Here is a 19,434-nt window from a genome sequence, read left to right on the forward strand (position 1 = left end):
GTCGTCGCCGGTCGTTACGAACTGTCCGCCGTCCTCGGCCAGGGCGGCATGGGCCAGGTCTGGACGGCGTACGACCAGCGGCTGGACCGGCGCGTCGCCGTGAAGCTGCTGCGGCCCGACAAGGTGGCCGGCCAGGACGCGGAGGAGCTGCGCCGCCGCTTCGTGCGAGAGTGCCGCGTCACCGCGCAGGTCGACCACCCCGGCCTGGTCACCGTGCACGACGCGGGCAGCGAGGGCGAGGAGCTGTTCCTCGTCATGCAGTACATCGACGGCGCCGACCTCGCCGGTCACCTCGCCGGGCGCACCCCGTACCCGTGGCCGTGGGCGGTCGCGGTGGCGGCCCAGCTGTGCGCCGTGCTCAGCGCCGTGCACGCCGTGCCGATCGTCCACCGCGACCTCAAGCCGCGCAACGTGATGGTGAAGCAGGACGGCACGGTCACCGTCCTCGACCTCGGCGTCGCCTCCGTCATGGAGACGGACACCACCCGCCTCACCCACACCGGGACGCCCATCGGCTCGCCCGCCTACATGGCCCCCGAGCAGGCGATGGGCGGCGCGGTCGGCCCCTACACCGACCTGTACGCGCTCGGCGTGGTCCTGCACGAACTGCTCAGCGGCGACGTCCCGTTCTCCGGCTCCACCGCGCTCGGCGTCCTCCACCGGCACCTGTACGAACCGCCGGTCCCGGTGCGCCGGCTGCGCCCGGAGGTGCCCGAGGCGCTGGAGACCCTCGTGCTGCGCCTGCTCGCCAAGGACCCGCAGCACCGGCCCGCCTCCGCCCAGGAGGTGTACGAGCGCCTGGAACCGCTGCTGCCCGCGCGCGGCACCCCCACCGGCGCGCCCCTCGACCCCACCCGGCCCTTCCTGCGGCCGCACGCCCCCTGGCCGGACCGGGCCCGCACCCCCGCACCCCAGCCCGCGCCCGCCACCCCCGTCCCCGACGCGCCGGGGAACACCGACATCGCCCGGGCCGTCGACGAGGTCAAGCGCCTGCTCGGCGAGGGCCGCATCACCCAGGCCGTCGACATCCTCGGCGCGATCCTGCCCGTGGCGGCCGGACAGCACGGCGAGCACTCCCCGGTCGTGCGCACCCTGCGCCGGCAGTACGCGGCCACCCTGCTGGACGACGGCCAGTACCGGCGCGCCCTGCCCGAGCTGCGCCGCCTCGCCGACGAGCGCGCCGCCGAGGCCGGCCAGGCCGACCCGCAGTGCCTGCGGTTCCGCTACGAGGCCGCCCAGTGCCTGGAACAGCTCGGCGAACCGGCCGCGGCCCTCGCCGAGTACCGGGCGCTGCTGCCCTACTACGAGAACCAGTACGTCGCCGCCGGCGGCCCGGAGCTGGCCCACGACGTCCGCCGCCGCATCGGGCACCTGCTGCTCGCCCTCGGCGACCGCGGCGCCGCCCACGACACCCTGGCCCGGCTGCTGCACGACGTCGAACGCACGCACGGTCCCGGTCACCCCCTGGGAGCGGAGATCCGCCGCACGCTGCAGTGGCTGGGGCAGGTGCGGGGCTGAGGCCCGGTCCGGGGGCGGCGCGGCGGTGCCGGAAGTCCCGGTGAATCGTTGGTCGAATGGGTTGGCCAGAGCTTGCCCACTGCCTACCATCGATCACCGCAAGACCTTGTGCACCGTCGCACAATCTCCTCGGGAGGTCTCCTTGCACCGCCGCCGTCGCACCGCGCTCGTCCTCACCGCCGCGATCGCCGCCGCGGCGCCACTCCTCACCGCCTGCGGCAGCGACGCGCATCCCGGTGCCGCGGCCGTGGTGGGCGGGCAGCGCATCACCGTCTCCCAGCTGGAGGAGCGGGTCGGCGAGGTCCGGGCGGCCCAGCGGGCGGCCGTGCGGGACGAGGCGCAGTACCGGCAGGCCATCGCCCGGACCGGCACCCTCACCCGGGACACCCTGCAGACCATGGTGCTCGACCGGGTGCTGCACCGCGCCGCCCAGGACGCCGGGGTGACCGTCACCCGCAAGGAGGTCCAGACGATGCGCTCCGGCCTGGAGAAGCAGGCCGGCGGCGGCAAGGCGCTGGAGACGACCTGGCTGCAGCAGTACGGCATCCCGCCGCAGCGCCTGGAGGAGAACCTCCGCCTCCAGGTGGAGGCCCAGAAGCTCGCCGAGAAGCTCGGCACCGACACCAGCCGCCCCGAGTTCTGGAAGGCCCTGTCGGACGCCTCCAAGGAGCTCGACGTCGACCTCAACCCGCGCTACGGCACCTGGGACGTGCGCAAGAGCAGCCGCGCCGACGCCCGGACACCGTGGGTGCGCGACGTCACGGCGACCGGGGCGCAGCAGCCCATGTAGCACGCCGGGGGAGGGACCGGAGCGGGCCTGTGGACAACCCCCGGCCCGCGGACCGGCCGACCGGCCTCCGGTCCCACCCCTGTGGACGACCCGCGGCGCCGTCGGCCACGTGGGATAGCTTCGAAACGTGAACGCCAACCGCCCCGAAGCCACCCCGGGCCACCCGCAGGCCGCACCCGGCGCGGCCGCCGTCCCCGGCCGCGTCGTCCTGCTCACCACCAGCCACCGCGTCGCCCCCGGCCTGCTGTCCTGGCCCGCCTGGCAGGCCCTGCACGCCGCCGACCGGGTGCTGTGCGCGGACGGAGCCCACCCGCAGCTGCCCTATCTGCGCGAGGCCGGCATCGCCGTCGAGGAGGCGTCGCCCACCGCGCAGGAGCTGGTCGACGCCTGCGCAGGGGGCCACACGGTGGTCGTCGTGGCGACCGGCGAGGGCGAACCGGCCCTGACCGACGGGCTCGCCCGCCTCGCGGGCACCGGCCGCCTCACCATGCCGGAGCTGGAGCTGCTCCCCGCCTCCTACGACCTGCCCGGCGCCCGCCTCCTCGACCTCGTCCAGGTCATGGACCGCATCCGCGCCGCATGCCCCTGGTCCTCCCGGCAGACCCACAAGGGCCTCGCCAAGTACGGCATCGAGGAGGCGTACGAACTGGTCGAGGCGATCGAGGAGGGCGACCGCGACGAACTGCGCGAGGAGCTGGGTGACGTCCTGCTCCAGGTCGTCTTCCACGCCCGTATCGCCGAGGAGGACCCGGAGGCGCCCTTCTCCATCGACGACGTGGCCGGCGGCATCGTGGCCAAGCTCGTCCACCGCCACCCGCACGTCTTCGGCGACGCGACGGCCGAGACCCCCGAGGAGGTCAAGGCCCACTGGCTGCGCACCAAGGCGATCGAGAAGCAGCGCACCTCCGTCACCGAGGGCGTCCCGCTCGGCCAGCCCGGGCTGGCCCTGGCCGCCAAGCTCGCCTCCCGGGCCCGCACGGCCGGCCTCGACATACCCCTGCCCGCGGTGGAGGGCATCGGCTACGAGCTGCTGGCCCTGGCGGTGCGCGCGGAGGCCGAGGGCGTGGACCCGGAGGCCGCGCTGCGAGCGGCCGCCCGCGCCTACCGGGACGCGATCCGGCAGGCCGAGGGCTGAGCGGACCCGGGCGGGGCGGGGCCGGCGGGCCGGATACGGTCGGACCGTGACCGACCAGCCCCAGCCCAGCACGCCCGCTCCCACGCCCCGTCCCGGTCCGGCTCCGGCTCCGGCTCCGGCTCCGGAACTCTTCACGTGGGAGTTCGCGAGCGACCCCTACCCCGCCTACGCCTGGCTGCGCGAGCACGCCCCGGTGCACCGCACGCGGCTGCCCAGCGGAGTGGAGGCGTGGCTGGTCACGCGGTACGCGGACGCCAAGCAGACCCTCGCCGACCCGCGGCTCTCCAAGAACCCGGCGCACCACGACGAACCGGCCCACGCCAGAGGCAGGACGGGGATCCCGGGGGAGCGCAAGGCGGAGCTGATGACGCACCTGCTGAACATCGACCCGCCGGACCACACCCGGCTGCGGCGGCTGGTGTCGAAGGCGTTCACGCCCCGCCGGGTCGCCGAGTTCGCCCCCCGGGTGCAGGAGCTGACCGACGGGCTCATCGACACCTTCGCGCGCACGGGGTCGGCGGACCTCATCCACGAGTTCGCCTTCCCGCTGCCCATCTACGCCATCTGCGACCTGCTCGGCGTCCCCCGCGAGGACCAGGACGACTTCCGGGACTGGGCGGGCATGATGATCCGTCACCAGGGCGGGCCCCGCGGCGGCGTCGCCCGCTCGGTGAAGAAGATGCGCGGCTACCTCGCCGAGCTCATCCACCGCAAGCGCCAGGCGCTGCCGGCCGAGGCCGTCCCCGGCGAGGACCTCATCTCCGGGCTCATCCGCGCCTCCGACCACGGTGAGCACCTCACCGAGAACGAGGCGGCGGCCATGGCGTTCATCCTGCTGTTCGCCGGGTTCGAGACGACGGTCAACCTCATCGGCAACGGCACGTACGCCCTGCTCACCCATCCCGGGCAGCGCGCCCGGCTCCAGGCGTCCCTCGCCGCCGGGGAGCAGGACCTGCTGGCCACCGGTGTCGAGGAACTCCTGCGGTACGACGGCCCCGTGGAGCTCGCCACCTGGCGTTTCGCCACGCAGCCGCTGACCGTCGGCGGGCAGCGCATCGAGGCCGGCGACCCGGTCCTGGTGGTGCTGGCGGCGGCGGACCGGGACCCGGAGCGGTTCGCCGACCCGGACGTGCTGGACCTCTCCCGCCGCGACAACCAGCACCTCGGGTACGGCCACGGCATCCACTACTGCCTCGGCGCCCCGCTCGCCCGGCTGGAGGGCCAGACCGCCCTCGCCGCCCTGCTGACACGCCTGCCGGACCTCCGGCTCGCCGCCGACCCGGCCGAGCTGCGCTGGCGCGGCGGCCTCATCATGCGCGGGCTGCGGACCCTGCCGGTGGAGTTCACCCCGGCGTGACGGCCGCCGTGACCAGCCAGGGCCGGCGCCAAACATGACACGCCGTCACCACTGTGATCTTCACGTGATCTGTGCGGCATGAACTTGTGACAAGTGATCGTCTGCCGATACGTTCACCCATCAACGCGGCCCGGTCACGGCGCCGCGAGGGTCACTGCTGTCTTGCGAAAGGTCTCCGTATGCTCTCCGGGAACGGTCGTCACCGTCGCCCCCGCCAGGCTCCGGCTCTCCTCGTCGCGGCCGGAGTGACCGGCTCCGCCATCGCGATCCCGCTCCTCGGGGCGTCCGGTGCCAGCGCTGCCGACGGCACCACCTGGGACCGGATCGCGGACTGCGAGACCGGCGGGGCCTGGAGCCAGAACAGCGGCAACGGCTACTTCGGCGGCCTCGCACTGTCCCAGGAGGACTGGGAGAGCTACGGCGGGCTCGACCACGCCCCGAGCGCCGACCTGGCCAGCCGCTCGCAGCAGATAGCCGTCGCCGAGAGAATCCTCGCCGACCAGGGGGCCGGCGCCTGGCACACCTGCGGGCTCCTCTCCGGTCTGGAGAAGGGCTCGTCCGGCGAGTCCGACTCGTCCGATGAATCCGCTCCGACTGATTCGCGCGGATTGCTCGACTCACCCCAATCGTCCAGGTCTTCCGCCACGCCCTCCCCGTCGGCGACGTCCCCGTCCTCTTCTCCGTCCGGCGCGGCGTCGTCTGACGCGCCGTCGGCATCTCCGGATGAAACAGCCAATTCCGACAAGTCGCCCGGCTCGCGTGCCGCCGGCAAGGGCTCCGGCGGCTCGAAGTCGGCCACGCCCGAGAGTGCCCCCTCCGGCAAGTCCCGTCCGAGCGCCGAGTCTTCGGCCGCGGCCGACACCGGCTCCGGCCGGCACCGCGGCCCCAGCGCCGACGAGAGCGCCGAGTCCGCGGACGGCCATGCGGGAGGGTCCTCGGGCCGGCACGCCTCGCGCGGCGAGGAGGCGTCCGAAGAGCAGTCCGAGGGCGCCTACATCGTCGGCGTCGGGGACAGCCTCTGGTCCATCGCCGACTCCCTCCGGATCGACGGCGGATGGGACGAGTTCTACGACGGCGACGAGAAGGGGGCCGAGAGCGAACCGGACCTCGTTCTGCCCGGTCAGACGCTCACGGCGGAGGACGAAACGGACGGGAAGTAGCCGTTCGGGCAGTGCGGGAACGGCGGCGGAAGTCGCCCCGAAATGCCGCGAGTTCACGCCATGTTTCGCGGCCTATGTCCCGTATCGGCACGGTGAGAGATAGATCTCAGAAGCCCTGATCGTCTTTGAAATTCCGGCGATCGCCTGTCTACGGTCGTGACCGCTCGTCACCGCGAGCCCCGGCTGCCGCAACGCCGAATCCTGCCAGCGGCCGCACGGGAACAGTCGTCGCGTCAAGCGCCGTAGGCAGGAGCGGGGGACCCAAGGTAGGTGCCCGACCGGTTCGTCGAGCCGGAAGGGCTAGGGGTGGAGCCGCGTCCCGTGAGGGACGTGGCCGGGCAACTCAACCGGCCCGAACCCGACAGCTCACCTCGCAGGCGTCGGTGAGGGGATCCATCCATGCTGTTTTCCGGCAAGGGCAAGCACCGTCGTCCGTCCAAGGCCACCCGCGCCATCGCCGTCGCCGGTGTCGCCTCCGCCGCCGTCGCCGCTCCGCTGATGGCGGCCGGCAACGCCTCCGCCGCCACCGCCTCCGAGTGGGAGGCCGTCGCCCAGTGCGAGTCCGGCGGCAACTGGTCCATCAACACCGGCAACGGTTACTACGGCGGTCTGCAGTTCTCCGCCTCCACCTGGGCCGGCTACGGCGGCACCAAGTACGCCTCCACCGCCGACCAGGCCACCAAGGCGCAGCAGATCGAGATCGCCGAGAAGGTCCTCGCCGGCCAGGGCAAGGGCGCCTGGCCCGTCTGCGGCAAGGGCCTGTCGAGCGCCGCCTACACCGGCGGCGGTTCCACCGGCGACTTGGGCAGCTCCGCCGGCACCTCGCAGCAGAGCCAGCAGAGCCAGCAGAGCACCGAGTCCCGCGAGACCCAGCCGCAGCCGGCCTCCCGCTCCGACGAGCGCCCGGCCGCCAAGAAGACCGTCACCACCCCGACCGGCAAGAAGGTCAAGAAGGGCGACGGCGAGTACAAGGTCGTCAAGGGCGACACCCTCAGCTCCATCGCCGCCGAGGAGAAGGTCAAGGGCGGCTGGGAGAAGCTGTTCCAGCTGAACAAGGACATCGTCGAGGACGCCAACCTCATCTACCCGGGCCAGCAGCTGCACCTGAAGTAAGCAGCAGCGCCCGACCGCCGCAGGGCGGTCCGCACCGCGCTCACTTGCGGTCCGGCCGTCCGGCGGCCCCGCCCTCGCGGGAGGCCCCGCCCTGACAGGCGGCCCCCCGCCCGACGGCGGCCCCCGTCCCCACGGACACCCCGCCCCGGTGCGTGTACCCCCCGTACGCGCCGGGGCGGGGTCATGTCCGGCCCCGGCCGCGGCGGCGGAGTTTCGGCCGGTCTGGGCGAACCTGCTTTGTTCCGTTCGGAAACAATTTACTCTCGGTTCTGTCCATGGGGTGGGCGACCCGGTGGCCGATCGCCCGGAGCCGGTTAGGCTCATGTCGCGAGCCACCACGGCCCGCACCCCGCCGGGTCCACGCGACCCGCGTCACCGCGTCACATAAGAAGGAGATGCTCGTGCCGTCCATCGACGTCGTCGTAGCCCGGGAAATCCTGGACTCCCGAGGCAACCCCACGGTCGAGGTCGAGGTCGGCCTCGACGACGGCAGCACCGGTCGTGCCGCCGTCCCGTCCGGCGCCTCCACGGGCGCCTTCGAGGCCATCGAGCTCCGCGACGGCGACTCGAACCGCTACCTCGGCAAGGGTGTGGAGAAGGCCGTCCTCGCGGTCATCGAGCAGATCGGCCCGGAGCTGGTCGGCTACGACGCCACCGAGCAGCGCCTGATCGACCAGGCGATGTTCGACCTGGACGCCACCGACAACAAGGGCTCGCTGGGCGCCAACGCCATCCTCGGCGTCTCGCTCGCCGTCGCCCACGCCGCCTCCGAGGCCAGCGACCTGCCGCTGTTCCGCTACCTGGGCGGCCCCAACGCGCACCTGCTGCCGGTGCCGATGATGAACATCCTGAACGGCGGCTCGCACGCCGACTCCAACGTGGACATCCAGGAGTTCATGATCGCCCCGATCGGCGCGGAGTCCTTCTCCGAGGCCCTGCGCTGGGGCGCCGAGGTCTACCACACGCTGAAGAAGGTCCTGAAGAGCAAGGGCCTGGCCACCGGCCTCGGCGACGAGGGCGGCTTCGCCCCGAACCTCGGCTCCAACCGCGAAGCCCTCGACCTCATCCTCGAGGCGATCAACGAGGCCGGCTACACCCCCGGCGAGCAGATCGCCCTGGCCCTCGACGTCGCCGCCTCCGAGTTCTACAAGGACGGCGTCTACACCTTCGAGGGCAAGGAGCGCTCGGCGGCCGAGATGACCGAGTACTACGCGGAGCTCGTCGACGCGTACCCGCTCGTCTCCATCGAGGACCCGCTGTTCGAGGACGACTGGGAGGGCTGGAAGACCATCACCGACAAGCTCGGTGACAAGGTCCAGCTCGTCGGCGACGACCTGTTCGTCACCAACCCCGAGCGCCTGGCCCGCGGCATCGAGGAGGGCGCGGCCAACGCGCTCCTGGTCAAGGTCAACCAGATCGGCTCGCTGACCGAGACCCTGGACGCCGTCGAGCTGGCCCAGCGCAACGGCTTCAAGTGCATGATGTCCCACCGCTCCGGCGAGACCGAGGACGTCACCATCGCCGACCTGGCCGTCGCCACCAACTGCGGCCAGATCAAGACCGGCGCCCCGGCCCGCTCCGAGCGCGTCGCCAAGTACAACCAGCTGCTGCGCATCGAGGAGATCCTCGACGACGCCGCGGTCTACGCCGGCCGCAGCGCCTTCCCGCGCTTCAAGGGCTGACGGCCGGCAGACCCGGCTCGTCGGCAGCGGCGTCGTACGTACGTCCTCGTACTCGGTCCCGTACCGTGTCCGGGGACGTACGCGCGTATGGACGGCGGAGCGGGAGGCGGACTGACATGGCCGTGAAGGACCGGGACCGGTTCTCCACCGCGACCAGGATCCGGCTGCTCGGTGAGCAGACCGCGGCCCGGGTCTACCGCTCCCAGACCAGGCGCCAGGCACGCCGCTCCCGGCTGACCGGCCGGGCCGCGCTGCTGGCGCTGGTGATGTGCTCGCTGATCGTCGCCCTGGCCTGGCCGATGCGGCAGTACGTCTCCCAGCGCGCCGAGATCGAGGACCTGCAACGCGAGCAGCGGCAGGCCCGCGAGCGCGTCGAGAAGCTGCGCGACGCCAAGGCGCGCTGGCAGGACGACGCGTACGCGGAGCAGCAGATCCGGCAGCGGCTGCACTACGTCATGCCGGGGGAGACGGGATTCGTCGTCGTCGACCCGGACGCGGCGAAGCAGTCGCGCACCGACCTGGGCGCGGCCGACCGCCCCTGGTACGCCAACGTCTGGGACGGGGTCGACAAGGCCGACGACTCCGGCCGGTGACGCGTCCCCCAGTGACCCCCGCAGAGAACCCAGAGAAAGACACCCTGAAGACAGTCATGGAAACGCCCCCGCCGACCACCCCGCGCACCGAGCCCACCGACGCGGACGTCGAGGCCTTCAAGCAGCAGCTCGGTCGGCCCCCGCGCGGACTGCGGGCCATCGCGCACCGCTGCCCCTGCGGACAGCCCGACGTCGTCGAGACGGCCCCGCGCCTGCCCGACGGCACGCCCTTCCCGACGCTCTACTACCTGACGTGCCCCAAGGCCAACTCGGCGATCGGCACGCTGGAGGCGAACGGCGTCATGAAGGAGATGACCGAGCGCCTGGCCGCGGACCCGGAGCTGGCGGCGGCGTACCGGGCGGCCCACGAGGACTACATCCGGCGCCGCGACGAGATCGAGGAGCTGAAGAACTTCCCGAGCGCGGGCGGTATGCCGGACCGCGTGAAGTGCCTGCACGTGCTGGTCGCGCACTCGCTGGCCGCGGGGCCGGGCGTGAACCCGCTGGGCGACGAGGCGCTCGCCATGCTGCCCCAGTGGTGGCGCAAGGGCACCTGCGTGACGCCCGCCGGGCCGCCGAGCGGTGACGGCTCGCAGGCCGGCGCCGCGGACGCGGGCCGCTCCGCGTCCGAGCCGACCGGGGAGGACGGACAGTGACCAGGGTCGCCGCCGTGGACTGCGGCACGAACTCCATCCGCCTGCTGGTCGCCGACGTGGACCCGGCCACCGGAGCGCTGACCGACCTGGACCGCCGCATGACCGTCGTGCGGCTCGGGCAGGGCGTCGACCGCACCGGCCGGCTGGCCCCCGAGGCGCTCCGGCGGACCTTCGCGGCCTGCCGGGAGTACGCCGGGATCATCAAGGAGCTCGGCGCGCAGCGGCTGCGGTTCGTGGCCACCTCCGCCTCCCGGGACGCCGAGAACCGCGACGAGTTCGTGCGCGGGGTGCTGGACATCCTCGGCGTGGAGCCCGAGGTGATCACCGGGGACCAGGAGGCCGAGTTCTCCTTCACCGGCGCCACCAAGGAGCTGGCCGGGGGCGACCGCCTCCCCACGCCCTACCTGGTGGTGGACATCGGCGGCGGCTCGACCGAGTTCGTCGTGGGCGACGACCGGGTCCGGGCGGCCCGGTCGGTGGACATCGGCTGCGTGCGCATGACGGAGCGGCACCTGGTCCGCGACGGCGTGGTGAGCGACCCGCCCTCGCCGGAGCAGGTCGCCGCGATGCGGGCCGACATCGAGGCCGCCCTCGACCTGGCCGAGGAGACGGTGCCGCTGCGCGAGGCCCGCACGCTGGTCGGCCTGGCCGGCTCGGTGACGACCGTGTCGGCGATCGCCCAGGAGCTGCCCGCCTACGACTCCGAGGCCATCCACCACTCCCGGGTCTCCCTGGACAGGGTCCGCGAGATCACCGAGTGGCTGCTGCGCTCCACCCACGCCGAGCGGGCGGCCGTGCCGTCGATGCACCCGGGGCGGGTCGACGTGATCGGGGCGGGAGCCCTGGTCCTGCTGTCGATCATGGAACGCACCGGAGCGCAGGAGGTCGTCGTGAGCGAGCACGACATCCTCGACGGGATCGCGTGGAGTTGCGCGTCCACCGAGTGACCTTCGTGCGGGCCCTCGACGGGACCGCGCGGTCGGTCGCCCGGCCCCCTTCTGAGCAGGCACGGGCCACGGATGAGCGGGTGCCGGGGGGTCCGGAGGGCTCCCCGGCGACAGTCCGTCGGGAAAGTTCGTGAAGTTCTTCACAAGGATTTCGGCCCCTGCGGGGGATCGAAGGGCCTTCACTGACCCGTCCGGGGACCGAACTGCCCTTTGAACATGTTCAGAAGCATGATATGGAGGGCTCCCGGGAGAAGCCCCGGAGGGCACGTCCGGCGGCCCTCACAGGGGCCTTTCCGGCCCAGAGAGGCAGCTCACGCGGCATTGACAACGGCCCGGGCTGCACAATCGCTCCCGGTTGTCACCATGACATGGATCACGCGGGCCGCGGAGGATAGCACACCCCCTCCACAACCTTGTGAAGGGGCGCACGAGCCACCCCCCTGAGGCGGGTGGATACTCGATGGCATGAGCACCACGGAGCGTCCCAGGATCCTCGTAGTAGGCGGTGGGTACGTAGGCCTGTACGCAGCTCGGCGCATCCAGAAGAAGATGCGCTACGGCGAGGCGACCGTCACGGTCGTCGACCCCCGGTCGTACATGACCTACCAGCCCTTCCTCCCCGAAGCCGCCGCCGGCAACATCTCCCCGCGCCACGTCGTCGTCCCGCTGCGACGCGTGCTGCCCAAGGCGGAGGTCCTCACCGGCCGGGTCACCACCATCGACCAGGACCGCAAGGTCGCCACGGTCTCCCCGCTGGTCGGCGAGGCCTACGAGCTGCCCTTCGACTACCTGGTCGTCGCACTCGGCGCGGTCTCCCGCACCTTCCCGATCCCCGGCCTCGCCGAGCAGGGCATCGGCATGAAGGGCATCGAGGAGGCCATCGGCCTGCGCAACCACGTCCTCGAGCAGCTCGACAAGGCCGACTCCACCACCGACGAGGAGATCCGCCGCAAGGCGCTCACCTTCGTCTTCGTGGGCGGCGGCTTCGCCGGTGCCGAGACGATCGGCGAGGTCGAGGACATGGCCCGCGACGCGGCCAAGTACTACAAGAACGTGTCCCGTGAGGACATGCGCTTCATCCTGGTCGACGCCGCCGACAAGATCCTCCCCGAGGTCGGCCCCAAGCTCGGCAAGTACGGCAAGGAGCACCTCGAGGGCCGCGGCGTCGAGGTCTACCTGTCCACCTCCATGGACTCCTGCGTGGACGGCCACGTGGTGCTGAAGAACGGCCTCGAGGTCGACTCCAACACCATCGTGTGGACCGCCGGCGTCAAGCCCAACCCGGCTCTCGCCCGCTACGGCCTGCCCCTCGGCCCCCGCGGCCACGTCGACTGCGAGCCCACGCTCCAGGTCAAGGGCACCGACTACATCTGGGCCGCCGGCGACAACGCCCAGGTCCCGGACCTCGTCGGCCGCAAGGCGGGCAACGAGAACGCCTGGTGCCCGCCGAACGCCCAGCACGCGCTGCGCCAGGCCAAGGTCCTCGGCGACAACGTGGTGTCGGGCATGCGGGGCTTCCCGCAGAAGAACTACTCGCACGCCAACAAGGGCGCGGTGGCCGGTCTCGGCCTCCACAAGGGCGTCGCGATGATCGTCATGGGCAAGATGAAGATCAAGCTCAAGGGCCGTCTCGCCTGGTACATGCACCGTGGCTACCACGGCATGGCGATGCCGACCTGGAACCGCAAGATCCGCGTCTTCGCCGACTGGACCCTCGGCATGTTCCTCAAGCGCGAGGTCGTCTCCCTCGGAGCGATCGAGACCCCGCGCGAGGAGTTCTACGAGGCCGCCAAGCCGGCCCCGGTCGCCGCCGCGCCGAAGGAGAAGACCGAGGAGAAGGCCAAGGCCTCCTGACCCCGGCTCCCCGAGCAGTCCGCCGAAGGGCCTCCCGCCATCCGTGGTGCGGGAGGCCCTTCGGCGTTCCCCGGCCGCTCCCCGCCGGGCGGGGGAAGAACGGGCCGTGCCCGGTCATGGCGCGTGCCGGGGACTGCGCCCGGGCGCCCCAGGTGTTTACGTGGTGTCCGGACATGCCGGGATCCCCGTCACGGAGGTGTACACCATGGCAGACGCCGCGCAGCGGCTGCAGGGCCTCTTCGCACAGATGCTGGGAGCACCGCTCCCCGTGGGCATCCGCGCCTGGGACGGTTCGCAGGCGGGGCCGCCGGGCGCACCGGTGCTGGTGGTGCGCAACCGCCGCGCCCTGCGCCGCCTGCTGTTCAAGCCGGGCGAACTGGGCCTGGCCCGCGCCTGGGTGGCGGGCGACCTGGACATCGACGGCGACCTCTACACCACGCTGGACCTGCTCGCCGGACTCCTGTGGGAGCGCGGCGAGGACGCCCGCACCCTCGCCCAGGCCCTGCGCGACCCCGAGGTCCGCACCGCCGTGCGCGGCCTGGTCCGCCTCGCCGGGCTCCCGCTGCCGCCCTCCCCGCCCCCCGAGGAGGTCCGCAGCCCGCGGCGCCACCTGCACACCAAGCACACCGACCGGCGCGCCGTCCGCCACCACTACGACGTCGGCAACGACTTCTACGAGATCGTCCTCGGCCCGTCCATGGTGTACTCCTGCGCCTACTGGCCCGCCCCGGACAGCACCCTGGAGCAGGCCCAGCACGACAAGCTCGAACTCGTCTGCCGCAAACTGGGCCTGAAGCCCGGCCGGCGGCTGCTCGACGTCGGCTGCGGCTGGGGCTCGATGGCCGTCCACGCCGCCCGCGAGCACGGGGCGAGCGTCGTCGGGGTCACCCTCTCCCAGGAGCAGGCCGCCTACGCCCGCAAGCGCGTCGCCGGCGAGGGCCTCACCGACAAGGTCGAGATCCGCGTCCAGGACTACCGCGACGTCCGCGACGGCCCCTACGACGCGATCTCCTCCATCGGCATGGCCGAGCACGTCGGCGCCGACCGCTACCTGGAGTACGCCGCCGACCTGTACGACCTGCTCACGCCCGGCGGGCGGCTGCTGAACCACCAGATCGCCCGCCGCCCGCAGCGCGACGAGTCGGCGTACAGCGTCGACTCCTTCATCGACTCCTACGTCTTCCCCGACGGCGAGCTCCAGCCGCTCGGCGTCACCGTGACCCAGCTGGAGCGCGCCGGGTTCGAGGTGCGCGACGTGGAGTCGATCCGCGAGCACTACGCCCTCACCCTGCGCCGGTGGGTGGCCCGGCTGGAGGCCGACTGGCAGCGCGCCGTACGGCTCGGCGGGCCCGGGCGGGCCCGGGTGTGGCGCCTGTACATGGCCGCCTGCGCCCTCGCCTTCGAGCGCAACCGCATCGGGGTCGACCAGGTCCTGGCCGTCCGCCCCCCGGAGTCGGGCGCCTCGGGGATGCCGTTGCGGGCCCGCACCTGGGCTGCGCCCGCCCCCGGCTGACCCGGGTACGAGCCGAAGGGCCGGGCTCCCCGTCACGGGGAGCCCGGCCCTTCGGCGTGCCGCGCGGCGGCGAGGTCACTCGGCCTTGATCGCGTTCAGCATGTTCAGCCGGGCGGCGTTGCGGGCCGGCCACATCGCGGCCAGGACGCCGACCAGGCCGGCCAGCACCAGGAAGATCCCGATCCGGTCCCAGGGCAGGACCAGCGCGTAGCCCGGGATCTGGTCGGCGAAGGTCTCGCCGATCGCCCAGCCGAGGAACGCCCCGAGACCGACGCCGACCACCGCGCCGAACACCGAGATGACCACGGCCTCCAGCCGGACCATCCGCTTCACCCGGCGCCGGTCCAGGCCGATGGCACGCAGCATGCCGATCTCCTGCTGCCGTTCGAAGACGGACATCGCGAGGGTGTTGACCACGCCCAGCACCGCGATGATCAGGGCCATCGCCAGCAGGCCGTACATGACGTTCAGCAGGGTGTTGATGGCGCCGCCGAACTCGTTGCGGATGTCCTGCTTGTCCATCACGGTGATCGCCGGGTTGTCGCCGAGGGCGTCGATGAGGACCTTCTCGTTCGCCCCGGTCTGCCCGCCGTCGATCTTCACGAAGATCTGCTGGATGGACGGCTTCGTCTCGTGCCGGTCCACGACCTTCCGGTCGATGAGGACGGGGGAGAGGAACTCGCTGTCCTTGAAGACGGCGCCGACCGTCAGCGTGGCCTTCTTGTCGTCGCCGAAGGTGACGGGGAGCCGGTCGCCGGTCTTCCAGCCCTTGCTCTTCGCCGTCTTCTCGGCGACCGCGATCCGGCCCTCGGCGAGGGAGTCCGCGCTTCCGCTGACGACGTCGACGGTCAGGACCTTGTCGATGTCGCCCGGGGTGACGGCCGAGGCGGACACGAAGTCCTTGCCGTCGAGCTGGAAGTAGGCGTCCTGCTGCGGCGAGACCGCGGACACGCCCTCGGCCTTCTCCAGCGCCGTCAGCGCCGACGCGTCGAGGACACCGCCGTTGGCCATCGTGACCATGTAGTCGGCCCGGATGTTGTCGGTGGTCATCTTGTCGATGGCCGTGCCGACCGTGATGCCGAGCACCGACAGGCCGGTCACCAGCGTCAGCCCGATGGCCAGCGCCGAGGCGGTGGCGCCGGTGCGGCGCGGGTTGCGGACCGCGTTCTGGCCGGCCAGCTTGCCCGCCACCCCGAAGGGGCCGACGAGCAGCGGGCGGACGAGCGCGATCACGGGCCGGGACAGCAGCGGGATCAGGATGATCACGCCGATCAGCGCGAGGAAGGCGCCCGCCCCGATGTACATGCGGCCGTCGTCGCCGCCGGTCGAGGCACCCGCCACGATCCCCACCGCGCCGAGGGCGGTGACGGCCGCGCCGATGGAGTTGCGCAGCACCAGCGACTTGGTGGTGGCCACCGCGTGGACGCTGTTCATGGCCGCCACCGGCGGGATCTTCGCGGCCCGGCGGCCGGGCAGCCAGGCGGCGAACACCGTGATCAGCACGCCCACCGCGAACGCCGCGATCACCGGGGTGGCGGACAGGACCAGCGGACCGTCCGGCATCTTCATGTCGAAGGCGGCCATGCCCGAGCGCAGTCCGACCGCCAGGCCGATGCCGAGGACGAAGCCGACGGCCGAGGCGACCAGCCCCACGAGCGCGGCCTCGGCCAGCACCGAGCGGGTGACCTGCCGGCGGGAGGCGCCGACGGCGCGCATCAGGGCGATCTCCTTGGTGCGCTGGGCGACCAGCATCGTGAACGTGTTGGAGATCAGGAAGATGCCGACGAAGAGCGCGATGCCCGCGAAGCCGAGCAGGACCTGCTTGAGGTTGCCCATGCCCTGCTCGATCTGCTCGGCCTGCTCGTCGGCGAGCGCCTGGCCGGTCTTGGCCTCGGCGCTGTCCGGCAGCAGCGGCTTCACCGCGTCCAGGATCCGCGTGTCGTCCGCGCCGGGGGCGGCGGTGACGGTGGCGCTCTCGAAGTAGCCGGGCTTGAGGTACTGCTTCTGGGCGACGGCGGTGTCGAAGAGGACGAGGCTGCCGCCCGCGTTGACGGCGCCGTCCTCGGTGGTGAACACGCCGCTGAGGGTGTACTCCTTCACCGGGCCGTTGGTCGCGACGCGCACCCGGTCGCCGACCTGGTACTCGCCCTTGGCGGCGGACTCCTCGTCCAGGGCGATCTGGCCGTCCTTCACCGGGCCGGAGCCGTCGGTGAACGTGTAGGCGGCGTCCTTGCCGTCCTTGCCGGGGGCGAAGTTGGAGCCCTTGTTGGACCAGCCGACGCCGATCAGCTTCCCGTCGGGGTCGGCGACCCCGGCGAAGCCCTCGACGCGGCCGTACACCCCGGCGACGCCGTCCACGGCGGCGATCTCGTCGAGGACCTTGCCGGACAGGCCCGGTGCCTCCTCGGGGTCGTCCGGGTCGGCGTACGAGGAGACGGCGACGGCGACGTCGTCGTAGCTCTTCGCCGACTGGTTGCGGAAGGCGCTGGAGAGGGTGTCGGCGAAGACCAGGGTGCCCGAGACGAACGCGACGCCGAGCATCACGGCGAGCACGGTCATCAGCAAGCGGGCCTTGTGCGCGAGGACGTTGCGCAAGGCGGTACGGAACATGGTGGCGGTTCTCAGTCCTGTCGGTCCTGGCGGGGGATCAGCTGGTGCGGCCCTTGGCGTCGAACTGCTTCATGAAGTCGAGGACCGTGTCGGCCGTCGGCCGGTGCATCTCGTCGACGATCCGGCCGTCCGCGAGGAAGACCACGCGGTCCGCGTAGGACGCGGCCACCGGGTCGTGGGTCACCATCACGACGGTCTGGCCCATCTCGCGCACCGAGTTGCGCAGGAAGCCCAGGACCTCGGCGCCGGAGCGCGAGTCGAGGTTTCCGGTGGGCTCGTCCCCGAAGATGATCTCGGGCCGGGAGGCCAGCGCCCGGGCCACGGCGACGCGCTGCTGCTGACCGCCGGAGAGCTGGGAGGGCCGGTGGCCGAGCCGGTCGGCCAGGCCGACCATGCCGATCACGGAGTCCAGCCACTGCCGGTCCGGCTTGCGGCCCGCGATGTCCATGGGGAGGGTGATGTTCTCCAGGGCCGTCAGCGTCGGCAGCAGGTTGAACGCCTGGAAGATGAAGCCGATCTTGTCCCGGCGCAGCTTGGTCAGCTGCTTGTCCTTCAGGGAGCCCAGCTCGGTGTCGCCGATGCGCACCGACCCGGAGGAGAAGGTGTCGAGGCCGGCGACGCAGTGCATCAGGGTCGACTTGCCCGAACCGGACGGTCCCATGATCGCGGTGAACTCGGCCCGGCGGAACTCGACGGAAACCCGGTCCAGGGCGACCACCTGGGTCTCACCCTGCCCGTAGATCTTGGACAGATCCGTGGCGCACGCGGCCACGGCGGTGGCCCGGTCGGCGAGGGATGCGGTGGTCACGGGATGGCTCTCCTGTCGGACGGCTGTGCGGAAGCAAGGACGTGTTCCATCGTCCGGGTCCGCGGCGCCCGTGTAGTCACCCGCTGTTCCGGTTCCGGGGGGCGACTCGGGTCGGACCCGGGCGCCCGGTGTCATACCTGGGGATGACACGGCGCCCCTGAGAGGCCCTGATGACCGGAACCTGCGCCTCCGGCTGTCGGGAACAGGTGGAACGCCCTCGTTCGGGAGGTGAAATTCCGTCATTCCGCATACGCCGCTGTCAGTCCCACGCAAGGCTGGTGGCAAGTGCGGACAGCGCGTCCCGTGTGCTGATGCACCCTCAGACGTCAATAAAATAAGACAACATCGGCCCGCCCGTCCGCTGTTCGGGGGACGCGTCCCGATAGTCTCGGACCTCGTTGCGGAGCCCATGGCCTGCCCGGATGGTGGAATGCAGACACGGCGAGCTTAAACCTCGCTGCCCCTTCGCGGGCGTGCCGGTTCAAGTCCGGCTCCGGGCACTTTCCGATCTTCGTACGGCCCCCTGACGTGATCCCTCGCCGCGTCGGCGACGGACCTCCGCCGGCCGATGATCACCGACCGGTACCGAGCCGGTTCCGGACCTGTACCGGGTTGCTGTGGAATGAAGCCCTCCGGCCTGGGGAATCAAGGAGCGGCGTAGCGTGTTGCGCTGCACGACGAGGGAAAGATCCTCCCCAAGCAGTAGGGTCATTCCTTTGCCTACCTATTACTCTTGAGCCAAGGCCATGCTGTGTGGCCATGGAGGAGTGAAATGAGGAGCAGAAACCCGGTCTTCTCGCGACGGGGGTTCAGCCGCGACAACGGCTACGCGGGCTTCAACACCGCGCCGCAGGCCGGGGGTCCCGCTGTCGCCACCCAGGGCAACCCGTACGCCCAGCCCACGGGCAACCCGTACGCGCAGAACCCGTACGCGCAGAACCCTTACGCCCAGCAGGACCAGCAGTACGGCGCGCCGCCGCAGGCCCCGGCCACCACCGGCCGGATGACCATCGACGACGTCGTCCTGCGCACCGCCAGCACGCTCGGTGTCCTCGTCGTCACCGCGGCGCTCTCCTGGGCGCTCCTGCCGGTCGACGACGCCAACATCAGCCGCAGCTACGGCATCGGTATCGGCGCCGCGCTGATCGGCATGGTCCTGGCGTTCGTGCAGTCCTTCAAGCGCAAGGCCTCGCCCGCGCTGATCCTGACGTACGCCGCGTTCGAGGGTGTCTTCCTCGGCGTCGTGTCCAACATCGTCGACAACCGCATCGCCGACGGCGCCGCCATGCAGGCCGTGATCGGCACCATGGCGGTCTTCGCCGGTGTGCTGATCGCCTACAAGGCCGGCTGGATCCGCGTCAACCGCCGCTTCTACGGCTTCGTGATGGCGGCCGCGCTCGGCTTCATCCTGCTGATGACCGTGAACCTGCTGTTCGCGGTGTTCGGCGGCGGTGACGGCCTCGGCTTCCGCAGCGGTGCCCTCGGCATCGTCTTCGGCGTCATCGGCATCATCCTCGGTGCCTGCTTCCTCGCCCTGGACTTCAAGCAGGTCGAGGACGGCGTGGCCTACGGCGCCCCGCGCGAGGAGGCCTGGCTGGCCGCCTTCGGCCTGACGCTGACGCTGGTGTGGATCTACCTCGAGTTCCTGAGGCTCCTGTCGATCCTCAACAGCAGCGACTAGCTCCGACCCGGTCGTGC

Annotated in this window: 15 protein-coding genes, 1 tRNA gene and 1 riboswitch; of the genes, 14 read left to right on the forward strand and 2 right to left on the reverse strand. The window is 71.8% G+C overall.

Going from position 1 to position 19,434, the window contains the following annotated elements:
• Positions 1 to 21: 21 nt before the first annotated feature.
• The 12 genes from ACFYWG_RS29140 (at position 22) to ACFYWG_RS29195 (ending at position 14,318) form a co-directional block, all read left to right on the forward strand.
• The gene (locus ACFYWG_RS29140) at positions 22 to 1,518 is read left to right on the forward strand and encodes a protein kinase (RefSeq protein WP_383501836.1); all 1,497 of its coding nucleotides are present in this window, start codon (positions 22 to 24) and stop codon (positions 1,516 to 1,518) included.
• 142 nt (positions 1,519 to 1,660) lie between these two features.
• Positions 1,661 to 2,308: a SurA N-terminal domain-containing protein gene (locus ACFYWG_RS29145; protein WP_383501699.1), complete on the forward strand. Its 648-nt coding sequence runs from the start codon at positions 1,661 to 1,663 to the stop codon at positions 2,306 to 2,308.
• Between the two features lie 127 nt (positions 2,309 to 2,435).
• On the forward strand, positions 2,436 to 3,443 hold the full coding sequence (locus ACFYWG_RS29150; RefSeq protein WP_389204153.1) for a nucleoside triphosphate pyrophosphohydrolase: 1,008 nt from the start codon (positions 2,436 to 2,438) through the stop codon (positions 3,441 to 3,443).
• Between the two features lie 46 nt (positions 3,444 to 3,489).
• Complete coding sequence (locus ACFYWG_RS29155; protein WP_385412254.1) at positions 3,490 to 4,800, forward strand: cytochrome P450; 1,311 nt, start codon at positions 3,490 to 3,492, stop codon at positions 4,798 to 4,800.
• 179 nt (positions 4,801 to 4,979) lie between these two features.
• Complete coding sequence (locus tag ACFYWG_RS29160; protein WP_389204154.1) at positions 4,980 to 5,960, forward strand: transglycosylase family protein; 981 nt, start codon at positions 4,980 to 4,982, stop codon at positions 5,958 to 5,960.
• A 228-nt stretch (positions 5,961 to 6,188) separates the two neighbouring features.
• Positions 6,189 to 6,355, forward strand: a riboswitch (cyclic di-AMP (ydaO/yuaA leader).
• Positions 6,356 to 6,359: 4 nt separating this feature from the next.
• Entirely contained in the window at positions 6,360 to 7,073 is a 714-nt protein-coding gene (locus tag ACFYWG_RS29165; RefSeq protein WP_389204156.1) for a transglycosylase family protein, read from the forward strand.
• A 401-nt stretch (positions 7,074 to 7,474) separates the two neighbouring features.
• Positions 7,475 to 8,755: a phosphopyruvate hydratase gene (gene eno, locus ACFYWG_RS29170; RefSeq protein ID WP_010034445.1), complete on the forward strand. Its 1,281-nt coding sequence runs from the start codon at positions 7,475 to 7,477 to the stop codon at positions 8,753 to 8,755.
• Between the two features lie 116 nt (positions 8,756 to 8,871).
• The gene (locus ACFYWG_RS29175) at positions 8,872 to 9,348 is read left to right on the forward strand and encodes a septum formation initiator family protein (RefSeq protein WP_376332415.1); all 477 of its coding nucleotides are present in this window, start codon (positions 8,872 to 8,874) and stop codon (positions 9,346 to 9,348) included.
• A gap of 56 nt (positions 9,349 to 9,404) precedes the next feature.
• Positions 9,405 to 10,004 carry a DUF501 domain-containing protein gene (locus ACFYWG_RS29180; RefSeq protein WP_383501685.1) on the forward strand — a complete coding sequence of 200 codons (600 nt, stop codon included), beginning with the start codon at positions 9,405 to 9,407 and terminating at the stop codon, positions 10,002 to 10,004.
• Positions 10,001 to 10,951 (forward strand): exopolyphosphatase, encoded by a 951-nt coding sequence (locus ACFYWG_RS29185; RefSeq protein ID WP_376332419.1) that lies wholly within the window; start codon positions 10,001 to 10,003, stop codon positions 10,949 to 10,951. Before ACFYWG_RS29180 ends, ACFYWG_RS29185 begins: the two co-directional genes overlap by 4 nt.
• 465 nt (positions 10,952 to 11,416) lie before the next feature.
• Positions 11,417 to 12,805, forward strand: coding sequence for an NAD(P)/FAD-dependent oxidoreductase (locus ACFYWG_RS29190; protein ID WP_389204157.1), 1,389 nt, complete (start codon positions 11,417 to 11,419; stop codon positions 12,803 to 12,805).
• Between the two features lie 205 nt (positions 12,806 to 13,010).
• Positions 13,011 to 14,318 (forward strand): class I SAM-dependent methyltransferase, encoded by a 1,308-nt coding sequence (locus ACFYWG_RS29195; RefSeq protein WP_383511980.1) that lies wholly within the window; start codon positions 13,011 to 13,013, stop codon positions 14,316 to 14,318.
• Between the two features lie 75 nt (positions 14,319 to 14,393).
• On the opposite strand, the gene ACFYWG_RS29200 is transcribed toward ACFYWG_RS29195, so the two are convergent.
• Together ACFYWG_RS29200 and ACFYWG_RS29205 are read right to left on the reverse strand one after the other, a co-directional pair.
• A complete protein-coding gene (locus ACFYWG_RS29200) occupies positions 14,394 to 16,928 on the reverse strand; it encodes an ABC transporter permease (protein ID WP_376332423.1) in 2,535 nt (844 codons plus the stop codon).
• Positions 16,929 to 16,965: 37 nt separating this feature from the next.
• Positions 16,966 to 17,736 (reverse strand): ABC transporter ATP-binding protein, encoded by a 771-nt coding sequence (locus tag ACFYWG_RS29205; RefSeq protein ID WP_389204158.1) that lies wholly within the window; start codon positions 17,734 to 17,736, stop codon positions 16,966 to 16,968.
• A 416-nt stretch (positions 17,737 to 18,152) separates the two neighbouring features.
• Here ACFYWG_RS29205 and ACFYWG_RS29210 point away from each other — a divergent pair.
• A tRNA-Leu gene (locus ACFYWG_RS29210) sits at positions 18,153 to 18,236 on the forward strand.
• A gap of 272 nt (positions 18,237 to 18,508) precedes the next feature.
• Positions 18,509 to 19,417 (forward strand): Bax inhibitor-1/YccA family protein, encoded by a 909-nt coding sequence (locus tag ACFYWG_RS29215; protein ID WP_376332428.1) that lies wholly within the window; start codon positions 18,509 to 18,511, stop codon positions 19,415 to 19,417.
• Positions 19,418 to 19,434 lie beyond the last annotated feature (17 nt).

The sequence above is a fragment of the Streptomyces sp. NPDC003456 genome (assembly GCF_042878735.1).
Lineage (GTDB): Bacteria > Actinomycetota > Actinomycetes > Streptomycetales > Streptomycetaceae > Streptomyces.

Coding starts and splice junctions, on each gene's coding strand:
- ACFYWG_RS29160 (WP_389204154.1), top strand. CDS start 4,980: ATGCTCTCCGGGAACGGTCGTCACCGTCGCCCCCGCCAGGCTCCGGCT.
- ACFYWG_RS29165 (WP_389204156.1), top strand. CDS start 6,360: ATGCTGTTTTCCGGCAAGGGCAAGCACCGTCGTCCGTCCAAGGCCACC.
- ACFYWG_RS29175 (WP_376332415.1), top strand. CDS start 8,872: ATGGCCGTGAAGGACCGGGACCGGTTCTCCACCGCGACCAGGATCCGG.
- ACFYWG_RS29180 (WP_383501685.1), top strand. CDS start 9,405: ATGGAAACGCCCCCGCCGACCACCCCGCGCACCGAGCCCACCGACGCG.
- ACFYWG_RS29190 (WP_389204157.1), top strand. CDS start 11,417: ATGAGCACCACGGAGCGTCCCAGGATCCTCGTAGTAGGCGGTGGGTAC.
- ACFYWG_RS29195 (WP_383511980.1), top strand. CDS start 13,011: ATGGCAGACGCCGCGCAGCGGCTGCAGGGCCTCTTCGCACAGATGCTG.
- ACFYWG_RS29200 (WP_376332423.1), bottom strand. CDS start 16,928: ATGTTCCGTACCGCCTTGCGCAACGTCCTCGCGCACAAGGCCCGCTTG.
- ACFYWG_RS29215 (WP_376332428.1), top strand. CDS start 18,509: ATGAGGAGCAGAAACCCGGTCTTCTCGCGACGGGGGTTCAGCCGCGAC.